Here is an 11,967-nt window from a genome sequence, read left to right as displayed (position 1 = left end):
ATTTGGAGCCGATCTGCCCAGTCAACCTGTGCCTGGCGGCGGCCCGGACGACGCCCTGACGACAAGTTCGACATCGAGCGTTTCTCGCCGCACCGTGCCGTCGAAGTCGAGGATTCTTCGCGCTGCCCGGCGGCCGATCTCGGCGATCGGCTGGGCGATGGTGGTGAGCGGAGGCTCGCAAATTGCGGCTTCAGGCACGCCGTCGAAGCCGACGACGGAAACATCGCGAGGAACCGCGATGCCCCGCGCGCTGAGCCATTCCAATGCTTCCATCGCGACCCGGTCCGACATCGCCAGGATGGCGGTCGGCGGTTCTGCCGAGGCGAAGAGGGTTTCGAGGCCGGCCTTTGTGCTGGCCTCATCGTTTTCAGTCTCGTAGACCGGCACCTTGGCGGTATCGACGCCGAACCGGGAAAGCCCTTCGAGATAGCCGAGGAGGCGGTCACGGGTTCCTGTATAGACTGCGGTCCGGACCTGCTCGGGCGAGACAAGTCCGGTGCTGTCGTCGGCGAAGGCCAGCGACAGCACGGCGAAGCGGCGATGTCCAAGTTCCGCCAGATGGCGCGCCGCGAGCCGGCCGCCGGCAACATTGTCGACGCCGATCGCCGAGACCGTGGCGTCCTGCGAGCCGAGCTCGAGCGCGACGAAGGGGAGCTTGCGTTCGCGCGTCAGCTCGACGAGGCGCGGACCGCCCTCGATGCAGAACAGGATGAAGCCGTCGACCAGGGCGCTCTGGATATTCCAGGCAAGTTTTTCCTCGTTGCCGGCCGACACGAGGGCTATTCCCGCGCCGGTGGCGTCGCATGCCTCCGAGATGCCGGCCATCATCACGCGCGCAAAGGGGTCGTCGAAGAAATAGGACAGCGGCTCGGTTGTGGCGACGCCGATCGCATTGACCTTGCCGGCGCGCAGCAGGCGGCCCTTTGGATCGGGGCCGGCGTAGCCCAGCGCGTCGGCCGCCGCCTTGACCCGCTCGCGGACTTCCTCGCGTACGATTTCGGGACGGCTGAAGACATTGGAGGCAGTGCCGTGTGATACGCCCGCGGCTTTGGCGATGTCCGCCAGCCGGATGGGCCTCCTGCCTTCGGTGAGTGATGCCATTTGTTTGTCTCCGGGACTCCGGTCCAACAGTATCGCCGACTACCTAACACCTTCGTTGGATCGATTCAAATTTTTGCTTGACATTTGTGGTGCGATGCGTATTCTTTGAATCGATCCAAGTGCGTTTTTCGTCCCCAGATTGGATCGATACAAGAGGAGAGCGCCATGCACCCCGTCAATTATCTGTTCGAGGACATTTACCGGAACGACTGGAGCATCCGTTCGAGCGCGGAGGCCCGGAAGCGGCGAGACAGGACCGGTCCGTGGATTCGCGACCTGGGTTTCCTCGTAGGACGCAAGCGGAGCTGATCGGTGGCCTATTTTTGTGCCCGCTGATTGGATCGATTCAAAAAACTAGAGGAGATTAAACCATGCACCCGATCAAGCATCTGTTCGAAGACATCTATCGCAATTATTGGGGCATCTCGCCGGCCACCGAACGGCCGGAGCGGCGGCGTGTAGTCAAGACGACCAACAGCGATGGCCAAGTCCGGCCCGAACGTCCGCGAGACTGAGCTGGCAAGACACAGCTCGTGGATCGAGGGCGGCTGGCGAAGGAGCAGCGGCCGCCATTGGTTGCCGCATCAATGGCGGCGCGGGCGCACCAGCGCCGAGGCGGCCATCATCAGCCAGCCGCCGATGAGCAACGTGCCGCCGATCGGCGCCGACATCGGGAACAGCCGCGAGCCAAGGAAGTCGCGGGCCAAAAGATCTCCCGAGAATAGCAGAAGCCCGACGAGAAGGATGAGGCTTCCGGTTCGCAGGATGCTATTGCCACCGAGCAGCCCGACGGTAAGGAAGACCGGCGCATGCAAGAGCAGGAAGGATGCGGCCGTACCGACGAAAGCGCCGCCGAGATGTGCCGCCGCCGCCGAAAGCGCCACGCCGGTTGCGCCGCATAGGCCGCCGGCAAGAACCAGAATGCGGCCGCCTGCCGCGTGTTCATCCGTGCTCATGTCCACACCTCCGTGTTTCCTGGCGACCGCCTGAGATAGTGCCGCGAACCGTGTCAGGATTTGCCGGCTTCCGCCAGCATGTCGCGTTCGCGGCGCGACTGGACCAGCCAGTTATAGGCCGCTCCGCCCGCCATCAGAATGGATGTGCCGAGAAACACCGAGCGCATACCGAAATGGCCGCCGGCGAAGCCGCCGAGCAACGGTCCGGCGACCTGCCCGACATATTGCGCCGAGATCGACAAGCCCAGCACGTTGCCGCCGACCCCGTCGGGCACATTGTGGCGGATGACGCTGGTGATGCAGGGCAAAAGACCGCCAAGCGCAAGGCCCATCAGGAAACGCAGGCCGACGAGTTGCCAGCCCTGGGTAACGAAGGCCTGCGGGATCAGCAGCAGCGCCGAGACGGCGAGTGCGGCAACGATGACGTTCCAGTGGCCGATACGGTCGGCGAGCTTGCCGAGCCGCGACGCCGACAGGATGGCGCCGAGCGCTGCCGCGGACATGACGATGCCGGAGACCAGCGTGACCTGGCTCCGATCTTCGATGAGCTGCTGGACATAGACGGTGATGATCGGCTCGATCGACATGGTGGCGAAACTCAACAGCATGCCGGTTGCCAGCATGGCGACGACGGGGCGCTTGTCGGGAATCTGCGACCAGCCGTCTTTCACTTTTTCTTCTGACGCGGCCTTGGCGGCAACCGGGCGAGGGGCCTCCTTGATCAGCAAGGTGGTTGCCAGAAAAGCCAGGAAAATGACGCCGCCGGCGAGCAGGAATGTGGCGCGGATGCCAATCAGCGGCGGCAGCGCGCCGCCAAGCAGCGGACCGACCAGGGCACCGGCCGTGATGCCGGCCGACAGCACGCCCAGCGCCCAGCCGGAGCGATCCTTCGGCGTCTGCATGGCAACCAGGATGGTCGAGCCCGAAGAATAGCCGCCGGCGAAGCCGATCAGCAGGCGCAAGAGCACCAATTGCCAGACGGTCTGCACCATGCCGGCCAGCGACATACACAGCGCCATGCCGAAACTGGCTCGCACCAGCATCAGTTTGCGGCCGTAGCGGTCGCCTAGCCGCCCCCACAGGGGCGCGACCAGCGCGGCAGCAAGGAAGGTGGCGCCGTAGGCGATGCCCGACCACTGCACGATCGCCGCATGGCCCTTGGCGCCCAGCTGCTCGACGTAAAGCGGCAGGAAGGGCAACAGCAGCATCATCGCCACAAGCGTGCTGAACGAGCCGGCAAAACACACGGCGAGATTGCGACGCCAGTGAACGTTATGTGTGCCTTGCACGGCGAGGGTGGCGTCTTGCGGCATGTCAGAGACTGCTATCGTTGAGTTGCTGTGGATACCATTTTGGGATACCAAGCTGGTATCCGTCATGGACGCAAAGGCTGGTCGCTGTCAATGCGGTCCCTGCAAAGTGATCGCCAATAATGGCCGGTGAACAGAGGGCCAATGAACCGGCTCCAACAAACGGAACGCCAATGTCGCAGATGCAGAACGTCGAAAAGCAGCTTCGCGAGATGATCCTCGGGCTCGAGATCGGTCCCGGCGAGCGGCTGACGGAGCGCTGGGTCGAAAGCCGCTTCGGCGCATCGCGCACGCCGGTCAGGGCGGCATTGCTGCGGCTCGAGACTGAAGGCCTGATCTGCCGCGACGGCCGCGGCTGGACGGTCTCGCCCATCAATCTTGCCGAGCTGGAGCAGATCGCCGTCTATCGCGAGGCGGTCGAGGTCGCGGCAGTCAGGCTGACTTGTGCCTTGCAGGACAGGGGTGCCGTCGAAATTATCGAGGCTATGCTCGATTCCTGCGACGACCAAACCCCGCGCGAGGAATGGCATCGTGTCGGCATGGATTTTCATATCGAGCTGGCACGCCTGTCAGGCAACGAGTTCCTGTTCAGAGCGGTTCGCGATGCGATGACGCGCCTGTCGCGCGCCCGCTGGCTCGAGGTTCGCGACGAGGCAGCGCTTGGCCGTGCCTGGGCCGAACACCATGCCATTCTGTCGGCGGTGCGGGCCGGCGATGCCGATAGCGCCGCCCGCCTGCTTTCGGCCCATATCATCGGCAGCCGCGACCGGCTGGTGACCTCGCTGCGCAACGACCGGCGCGGCCTGCGCGCCCGGGGATTTGCCGTCGTCGCTTGAGTGAGGATCGGCTGCCATTGATCACGAAAAGAGCAGATGAGCGAAGAATGCTACTTTCGGTCTCGCTTCGGAAATGCCGATGGCGTAAGAGCGGCGATGGAAAACAACCGATTTGACACACCCGTGACCGTCAAGGGCGCGGCGGGAAGCAATCAGCTCTTGCGTACGGCCCGCGAGGCTTCCGACTACCTCCTCAACAATTGGCCCGGCAAGCGCAGCCCCAAGCACCGCGAAGCGTTGCAAGCCTGTCATGATGCGCTGGCCGGCGACAAGCCGGCCATGAACGCAAGACGGGCCTTCATTGCCGCCGCTCGTGAAGTGAACGTCTTCGTTAGCGACAAGGCGCCCGCCTGAGGCATAGCGGGATTTGACCGAGGCCCGGACCGCCTGACAGGCCGGGCGTCATCACTCGGTCGTTTCGGTTTTGGTTTGGGACTCGCTCTCGCCCTCGGGCTTCGATCGCTCCTTGGCTGCGACCTTGGCAGCCTGCTTTTCCGCCTTCTTGGCAGCCTTCTGCCGGTCGCGTTCCTTGCGTTCCTGACCGTAGTTCGGTGCTCGTGCCATATCGTTTCCTTTCATTGTGCTTGGCCTTTGCCTAGGAGCATTGGACCGCAAACACAACACCGCAAGGCACGATCGGGCTCCATATCTCGGCGCAGTCCGGAGAGCCCGGCTTTTCAGGCGCCGTCGCGGTCGAGGACGAGATCGGCCGGCCCGAACCGATCCTTTGCCGTGAATTGCTGGTGCCAGTAGGGATAGAGCACGGGCGGCCTGCTGACCACGTCGAGCCGTGTGCGCTCCTCATCGGCAAGCACAAGGCTTGCAGCGGCGATATTGTCTTTGAAATGCGCTTCGGTTCGTCCGCCGATCACCAGTGAACTGACAGCGGGCCGGCCGAGTAGCCAGGCAAGCGCCACCTGCGCTGCCGACACACCGTGGTTCTTGCCGATATCGATCAGCACGTCGACGATCCGCCACAGCCGGTCCTCGTCGCGGATCGGCGGTTCCGACCAGCCGCTGAGCTGGCGGGCGGTCGGCTGGTCACGGTGGTATTTGCCGGACAACAACCCGCCGGCAAGCGGGCTCCAGACCAGCACGCCGAGCCCCTGGTCGACCGAGATCGGCAACAATTCGTACTCGGCCTCGCGCGCTTCCAGCGTGTAATGGATCTGCTGGGTGACGAAGCGTGGCTGGTGATGACGGTCGCTGATCCCCAGCCCCTTCATAACTTGCCAGCCGGAATAATTGGAGCAGCCGACATAACGGACCTTACCCTGCGCGACCAGCGTGTCGAGCGCGGCGATGGTTTCCTCAAGCGGTGTCAGGCCATCCCACTCGTGCAGGAAATAGATGTCGATGACATCGGTCCTGAGGCGCTTCAGGCTCCTCTCGCATTCGCGGATCAGATGGTAGCGCGACAAGCCTTCATCGTTGGGGCCCTTGCCGATCCGCATGCGCGCCTTGGAGGCGATCAGCACGTCGCCCTTGCGCTTGCCGCCGAGCGCCTCGCCGATGATCTCTTCCGACACCCCGTTCGAATAGACGTTGGCGGTGTCGATGACATTGACGCCGGCATCGATGCAAAGGTCGATCATCCGACGCGCCTCGTCGAGGTCGGTCTTGCCAACCGCCGAAAACGCGCCGCCGCCGCCGAATGTCATGGTGCCCATGGTCAGGGTCGAAACCTTCAGCCCGGAACGGCCGAGAGTGCGGTATTCCATGTCGTATCCTCACGATTTATCGGGAAAGGGCGTTGCAAACGACAGCCCCTCAGTGAACCGGGCATTTGTAGGATAATTCGTTCCGCTTGTCGCCCGCCCCGCAGGGCAAGCTCGATCACATCTTGCGGATTGAACGCACAGCCAGCGCAGTAGTGGGTGCAATAAAACCGTCATTGCCGGCCTATACTAAAATCGGTCCAGCGCTTCGATTTCCGGCCGCCGGGCCGGGCGGCAGAGCGCCTGACAGCGGCCGGCAAGGCCTGTAAGCGGAGCAGCGCAAATGACCGAGATAAAACAGAATTCCCCGGCCAGGGACTGGCTGGAAGCGGAACTCGCCGACACGCTCGACGAAGATTATGAGCTGGAAATCTCGGAGCCGGCGCTGTCGATGGAGATCGCCAAGATCTACAAGAATGCGCATCCGCCATCGATCGACCGCCTGCAGTATTTTCGCAATCTCATCACGCTGCAATCCGAATTGATCAAGCTACAATCCTGGGTCGCCTATCACAAGAAGAAGCTCGTCGTGGTCTTCGAGGGCCGCGACTCGGCGGGCAAGGGTGGTGTTATCAAGCGCATCACCCAGAGGCTTAATCCGCGCATCTGCCGCGTTGCAGCACTTCCGGCGCCGACCGAGCGCGAGAAGTCGCAATGGTATTTCCGGCGCTACGTTCCGCATCTGCCGGCCGGCGGCGAGATCGTGCTGTTCGACCGCTCTTGGTACAACCGCTCCGGCGTCGAGCGGGTAATGGGCTTTGCCCAGCCGGATCAGGTCGAGGAGTTCTTCCGCGACGTTCCGGATTTCGAACGCATGCTGGTCCGCTCAGGCATTACGCTTGTCAAATACTGGTTTTCGATCACCGACGAGGAGCAGCAGATGCGCTTTTTGATGCGCATCCATGACCCGATGAAGCAATGGAAACTGTCGCCGATGGACCTCCAGTCGCGCGTGCGCTGGGAGCAGTACACCAAGGCCAAGGAAGAAACGTTCGCCCGCACGAATATCCCGGAAGCCCGTGGTTCATCGTCGAGGGCAACGACAAGAAGCGGGCACGGCTGAACTGCATCGACCATCTCCTCAAGCAGATGCCCTATGAGGAGGTGCCGCACGAAGAGATCACACTGCCGGAGCGCGTCTTCAATCCCGAATACGAGCGCCAGGTACTGCCGCGCGAACTGTATGTGCCGGAGAAGTACTGACTAAAGCGGCGAGGAGGGCGGCGCCTCCATGGCGGCGCCCTGCAACAAGCTAGGTGCGCTCGATGATGACATGCGTGGCCTTCGGCGTCGCGACCTGCTCGCTGCAGCGATAGCCGAGCTTGGGCATGTCGATGCCGGCAAAAAGGCTCTCGCCGGCGCCTAGCAGGACCGGTGAGATCGCCAGATGCATTTCGTCGATGAGCTTTTCCTTGAGATATTGCCGGATCGTGGAAACGCCGCCGCCCAGCCGTACATCCTTACCGTCAGCCACTGCCTTCGCCTTCTCCAGCGCTGAGTGGATGCCGCCGGTCACGAAATAGAAGGTCGTGCCGCCCTCCATGACAATGGGATCACGCGCATGGTGCGTGAGCACGAAGACCGGCACATGGTAGGGCGGGTTGTCACCCCACCAGCCTTTCCAGCTGTCATCCGGCCATTCGCCGCGGATCGGCCCAAACATGTTGCGGCCGAGGATCCATGCGCCGACATTTTCGAAGCTGCGTGCCGCGAACGCCTCGTCAGTGTCCGTGGTCCCGCCATCCTTGCCGAGGACCATCTTGCGGAAGGTGCGGGTGCCGAACATCCATTCGTGCAGGGCTTCCCCTCCAACACCCAGCGGGTTCTTCAGGTCTTGGTCGGGACCGGCGCCGAAGCCGTCGATCGACAAGGTGAAAGCGCTGACGCGAAGTTTGGACATGAGAGCCTCCTCGATAACCGATTGTGAGATGCAAGCAGTTATCGGGGTAGCTTAACTGATTGCATTTTGCAAGCGGTATCTTGAATCGCCGGCGGGGTAATCGCTTCCAAATAATGTTGGAATAACCAATCTCAATGTCGGCGCCGCCCGTCATCCGCCTGCCGGCAGCTTCTTCCTGTATAGTGACGGGGAGAAGGGGCTGGCCGCAACGTCGATGTTTTTGCAACGCTGGAGATTGGTGAAATCTTTTACGAACGCGTCTTTTCTCCCTGCCACTTTACGGGGAGAAAATGCCCGGCAGGGCAGCGTAAACTTGAAGCGATGTCCTGCGGCGTTCCACGTCGCGCTTTGGACGAACGAACACTGCTCGATGTAGACGCTACAAAGGCGCATCACCCCTTGAGCATCGCCGCCACTTCGGGCGCAAAGTAGGTGAGAATCCCGTCGCAGCCGGCGCGCTTGAAGGCGAGCAGCGATTCCAGCATCGCCTTTTCGCCATCGATCCAGCCATTGGCGGCGGCGGCCTTGATCATCGAATATTCGCCCGAGACCTGATAGGCGAAGGTCGGCATCTGCAACTCGTCCTTCAGCCGCCGGATGATGTCGAGATAGGGCAGGCCGGGCTTGACCATCAGCATGTCGGCGCCCTCGGCGAGATCCTGCTCGGCCTCGCGCACCGCTTCGTCGGAATTGGCGTGATCGATATAATAGGTCTTCTTGTCGCCCTTGAGCAGGCCGGCGGTGCCGACCGCCTCACGATAGGGGCCGTAAAAAGCGGATGCGAACTTGGTCGCATAGGACATGATCGCAACATCCTGAAACCCATTGGCGTCGAGCGCATCGCGGATGGCACCGATACGGCCGTCCATCATGTCCGAGGGGGCAATGATGTCGGCCCCCGCCGCCGCCTGGATGACGGCCGCCGCCGTCACTTGCTCCACCGTTTCATCATTGACGATAATGCCTTCGCGCAAGATGCCGTCATGGCCATGCGAGGTGAACGGGTCAAGCGCGGCGTCGGTGATGATGCCGATCTCCGGCACTGCGTGCTTGATGGCGCGGGTGGCACGGTTGATGACGTTTTCAGGATCGAGGATGTGCGAACCGGTCTGATCGCGCAGGCCGAGCTCGACATTGGGGAAAGTGGCGATCGCCGGAATGCCAAGCTTGGCCGCGCGCTCAGCCTCCTTGACGGCGAGGTCGAGCGACAGGCGGAACACGCCGGGCATGGCGGCGATCGGTTCGCGCACTCGTCTGCCGTCGACGACAAAGATCGGCCAAATCAGATCGTCGACCGAGAGCCGGTTCTCCTGGACAAGGCGGCGCGACCAGTCGGCCTTGCGCATGCGCCGCAGCCGCCGGCTGCCGGTGATCTCGTCGACGCTGCGCGCGCCGGCAGGCTTTGCAGGGGTGAATTTGTTCATCGCAAAAACTCCGGATCAGGCGACTTTTATCACGAGCCTCCGCTGCTGACCAATGCGACACGATTGTGCCAGCGGTCCTGTCGGGCGCTATTCTGGTTGGCCATTGCCCGACAGGATCTGCGCAGCACCCCGCATGGCGACGCGGAATGCCTCGTCGAAGCTGACGCCGCGCACTTGCCAATTGTAGCTCTTGCCATTCAAGGCAAGCCGCCAGTCGGCTATCCAGCCCAGTTCCTTGTCGCTCCAGACGATACTGCCGGCGAGCGCCTGGTCGGCTCCGGCCTTCCTGGCAAGCTGGTCCAGCGTCGTGATATCGGCATGGCGCAGGGCCTGGTCGTCAAGCTTCGAGGCCGACAGCAGCGACGCTTCGGGAAACACAATCCGCATGACCAGCGGACCGGTGGCATTGACGAAGGATTCGCGCATCGCCGCCCCGCGCTCATCGTCGGCGGTCAGCGCGAACTGCCTTGTGCCTTGCTCCGCCGCCAGGAAAATTGCCAGGTGTGGCCGCTCGCCAAGCCATGGTTTGCTGCCAAGCGCGGCAAGCACCGGATCGATAACGTCAGGCCTGTACAGACAAGTGAGATCATGCGGCCGGTCATGGGTGCCTTGTTCGTCATGGATTGGAATGCCTTCGAGACGGTCGCGATAGCGGAATTCGGCAACGAAGCTGCCGGCCTTGTCGCGCAGCGCCGCCATCTCAGTTCTCTTCGGCAGCCGCTGATCCCCGGACACACGAACCAGCACCGCATCGAGGCAGGCCTTGAAGCCGATCTGCCTGTTGACCTCGCCCTGGCCGGTGACGATGGTCTGCGATTGATAGAGCTCGTCGACGGTTTCGGCCGATACGGGAGGAGTGTTCGCAGCGATCAGGCCGACCACCACAACAGCAAGGCGCGGCAACCAAGGCATGGTTCAACCCTTCCGGTTCAAAGCGCCAGCATTAGCACTGGGTGACGCCGACGACCATGCAGCGGATTGGCCGCCGCCATTGACGCGGCCATGCGCCACGCTTTAGCACTTCACTCCCGGCGGGCGCGGGGAGGGATTCTCTGGCGATGGATTTTGGCGGAGGCGACGAGATTCGCTTCGAAAGATTGGGCAGGGCCGGCGTCGTCACGCTGACGCGGCCGCAGGCGCTCAATGCCGTAACCCACCGCATGGTCAAGGCGCTGGACAAGGCGCTGCGCAGTTGGGAGCGCGACGACGGCGTCGACGTTGTCGTCGTCAAGGCCGAGGGCAGGGCATTTTCGGCGGGCGGCGACATCCTCCACATCTACGAAGCCGGCCGCGCAGGAAGGCCTCCGGTCGATTTCTTCGCCGATGAATACCGGCTGAACGCCCGCATCGCCCGCTTCAAGAAACCCTATGTCGCGGTGATCGACGGCATCGTCATGGGCGGCGGCGTAGGTATCTCCTTCCATGGTTCGCAGCGAGTGCTGACCGAGAACGCCCAGTTTGCCATGCCCGAGGTCGGCATCGGCTTTTTCCCGGATGTCGGCGCCAGCCATCTGTTGCCGGATCTCGGCGGCAGCTTCGGCATGTATCTGGCGCTGACCGGCAACCGCATCCGCTATGGCGATGCTTTGTGGTCGGGCCTCGCCACCCATACGATCAAGGCGGAGGACCAGGCCGGCTTCCTCGACCGTCTGGCGGAAAGCGGCGACCCGGAATCGGTGCTGCGCGGCTGCTTCGTCCCGGCCAGGCGCGAGACCGACAGGCCGACGCTGGAAGCCATCGCCCGGCATTTCGCGCAGCCGTCGCTGGCCGATATCGTCGCCAGTCTGGAGCGGGCAGCCGCTGCCGACGAGTTCGCGGCAAAGACGCTGGCCACCATCCGCACACGTTCACCGACCAGCCTGCATGTTGCATGGCGCCAGATTAGCGCCGGGCAGACGTTGTCGATGGACGAGTGCATGAAAATGGAGTTCCGTATCCTCAACCGCATGCTTGCCGGGCACGACTTCTATGAAGGTATCCGCGCCGCCATCATCGATAAAGGCTCGACGCCGCAATGGCGGCCGGCAGGCATCGACGACGTCAGCGCCGCCAATGTCGACGCCTATTTCGCACCGCTCGGCGAACGGGAACTGAAGCTGTGAGCGAGGTCGCCTCGAGGCGCGTGGTGCTACAGCCCTCGACGATCGAGGTCATCTTCGCCTGGTTCCAGCGCGTCATCGCCGGCTACTGTCTGCTGTTCGGCATCTTGTACTGGATCCGGCTGATCGGCTTTTACCCCGGCCCGTTGTGGCGCTTCGACCTGATGCCGGTGCACTGGCAGGTGGCGGCGGTGGTGCTGGCGGTGTTTTTTCCGTTCGCTGCCGCCGGCCTGTGGATGCTGGCGTCCTGGGGTCCGGTGATCTGGTTCATCTGCGCGGTGACCGAGTGCGTCATGTATGCTGGCTTCCCCGAGCTGTTCGGCCACCGGCCGCTGATCGTCGCCTCGCACCTTGCGGTGGCGCTGCTCTACATAGTGTTCCGCGTGGTGATCTGGATCCAGAAGCGGCAACCCCGGCGATAGCAATTCCGGCCAGGATCGTTGGCTAAATCTTTAGGTTAATTATCCTTGCTCGGGTGACCGTCCGTTAAGCCTCTTTCGAAACCCCTTACCGGTAAGCTCTTGTTAGCCTTGGCGTTTAAGTCGAATTTTATGAGTATTCGATAGTGTCGCGATCAAGGTGAAGAACAAAAAATCACCGGGCGACAAACGAGAGGCAAAGAC

General features: G+C 62.6%; 13 protein-coding genes and 1 pseudogene. 6 read left to right on the top strand and 8 right to left on the bottom strand.

Annotated elements, in window-relative coordinates:
* Positions 1-21: 21 nt before the first annotated feature.
* Positions 22-1,101, bottom strand: coding sequence for a LacI family DNA-binding transcriptional regulator (locus NKH16_RS03915; protein ID WP_352745937.1), 1,080 nt, complete (start codon positions 1,099-1,101; stop codon positions 22-24).
* Between the two features lie 371 nt (positions 1,102-1,472).
* Between NKH16_RS03915 and NKH16_RS03910 the strand changes: the two genes are divergently transcribed.
* Complete coding sequence (locus tag NKH16_RS03910) at positions 1,473-1,616, top strand: hypothetical protein (protein WP_023674473.1); 144 nt, start codon at positions 1,473-1,475, stop codon at positions 1,614-1,616.
* 69 nt (positions 1,617-1,685) lie between these two features.
* Here the strand turns inward: NKH16_RS03910 and NKH16_RS03905 are convergent, their stop codons facing one another.
* Both NKH16_RS03905 and NKH16_RS03900 read right to left on the bottom strand, forming a co-directional pair.
* Positions 1,686-2,057, bottom strand: coding sequence for a DUF423 domain-containing protein (locus tag NKH16_RS03905; protein WP_023674474.1), 372 nt, complete (start codon positions 2,055-2,057; stop codon positions 1,686-1,688).
* A 53-nt stretch (positions 2,058-2,110) separates the two neighbouring features.
* Positions 2,111-3,370 (bottom strand): MFS transporter, encoded by a 1,260-nt coding sequence (locus NKH16_RS03900; RefSeq protein WP_352745934.1) that lies wholly within the window; start codon positions 3,368-3,370, stop codon positions 2,111-2,113.
* Positions 3,371-3,540: 170 nt separating this feature from the next.
* Between NKH16_RS03900 and NKH16_RS03895 the strand changes: the two genes are divergently transcribed.
* A complete protein-coding gene (locus tag NKH16_RS03895) occupies positions 3,541-4,203 on the top strand; it encodes a GntR family transcriptional regulator (RefSeq protein ID WP_352702620.1) in 663 nt (220 codons plus the stop codon).
* A gap of 96 nt (positions 4,204-4,299) precedes the next feature.
* Positions 4,300-4,557 carry a DUF982 domain-containing protein gene (locus tag NKH16_RS03890; protein WP_023674477.1) on the top strand — a complete coding sequence of 86 codons (258 nt, stop codon included), beginning with the start codon at positions 4,300-4,302 and terminating at the stop codon, positions 4,555-4,557.
* Positions 4,558-4,608: 51 nt separating this feature from the next.
* Here NKH16_RS03890 and NKH16_RS03885 read toward each other — a convergent pair whose 3' ends face one another.
* Together NKH16_RS03885 and NKH16_RS03880 are read right to left on the bottom strand one after the other, a co-directional pair.
* Positions 4,609-4,767, bottom strand: a complete 159-nt coding sequence (locus NKH16_RS03885) for a hypothetical protein (RefSeq protein WP_352449291.1) — start codon at positions 4,765-4,767, stop codon at positions 4,609-4,611.
* A 113-nt stretch (positions 4,768-4,880) separates the two neighbouring features.
* Complete coding sequence (locus tag NKH16_RS03880) at positions 4,881-5,924, bottom strand: aldo/keto reductase (RefSeq protein ID WP_352449292.1); 1,044 nt, start codon at positions 5,922-5,924, stop codon at positions 4,881-4,883.
* Between the two features lie 280 nt (positions 5,925-6,204).
* On the opposite strand from NKH16_RS03880, the pseudogene ppk2 reads away from it, so the two are divergent.
* Positions 6,205-7,124: pseudogene (gene ppk2 / locus NKH16_RS03875) on the top strand (polyphosphate kinase 2).
* A gap of 49 nt (positions 7,125-7,173) precedes the next feature.
* Here ppk2 and NKH16_RS03870 read toward each other — a convergent pair.
* The 3 genes from NKH16_RS03870 to NKH16_RS03860 all read right to left on the bottom strand — a co-directional run bounded on the left by NKH16_RS03870 (position 7,174) and on the right by NKH16_RS03860 (position 10,157).
* On the bottom strand, positions 7,174-7,821 hold the full coding sequence (locus NKH16_RS03870; RefSeq protein ID WP_352449293.1) for a dihydrofolate reductase family protein: 648 nt from the start codon (positions 7,819-7,821) through the stop codon (positions 7,174-7,176).
* 392 nt (positions 7,822-8,213) lie between these two features.
* A complete protein-coding gene (gene hemB, locus NKH16_RS03865) occupies positions 8,214-9,245 on the bottom strand; it encodes a porphobilinogen synthase (protein ID WP_352449294.1) in 1,032 nt (343 codons plus the stop codon).
* An 87-nt stretch (positions 9,246-9,332) separates the two neighbouring features.
* Positions 9,333-10,157: a DUF8605 domain-containing protein gene (locus NKH16_RS03860; RefSeq protein ID WP_352681650.1), complete on the bottom strand. Its 825-nt coding sequence runs from the start codon at positions 10,155-10,157 to the stop codon at positions 9,333-9,335.
* A gap of 146 nt (positions 10,158-10,303) precedes the next feature.
* Between NKH16_RS03860 and NKH16_RS03855 the strand changes: the two genes are divergently transcribed.
* Together NKH16_RS03855 and NKH16_RS03850 are read left to right on the top strand one after the other, a co-directional pair.
* Positions 10,304-11,347, top strand: coding sequence for an enoyl-CoA hydratase/isomerase family protein (locus NKH16_RS03855; protein WP_352820054.1), 1,044 nt, complete (start codon positions 10,304-10,306; stop codon positions 11,345-11,347).
* Positions 11,344-11,766 (top strand): DUF6163 family protein, encoded by a 423-nt coding sequence (locus tag NKH16_RS03850; RefSeq protein ID WP_023674485.1) that lies wholly within the window; start codon positions 11,344-11,346, stop codon positions 11,764-11,766. The genes NKH16_RS03855 and NKH16_RS03850 overlap by 4 nt, the downstream gene beginning before the upstream one ends.
* Positions 11,767-11,967 lie beyond the last annotated feature (201 nt).

The organism is Mesorhizobium sp. M1307 (assembly GCF_040318155.1).
Classification (GTDB): Bacteria; Pseudomonadota; Alphaproteobacteria; order Rhizobiales; family Rhizobiaceae; genus Mesorhizobium.
Note: the sequence above shows the minus strand (reverse complement) of the source record. Positions and strands in the feature narration are given on the sequence as shown.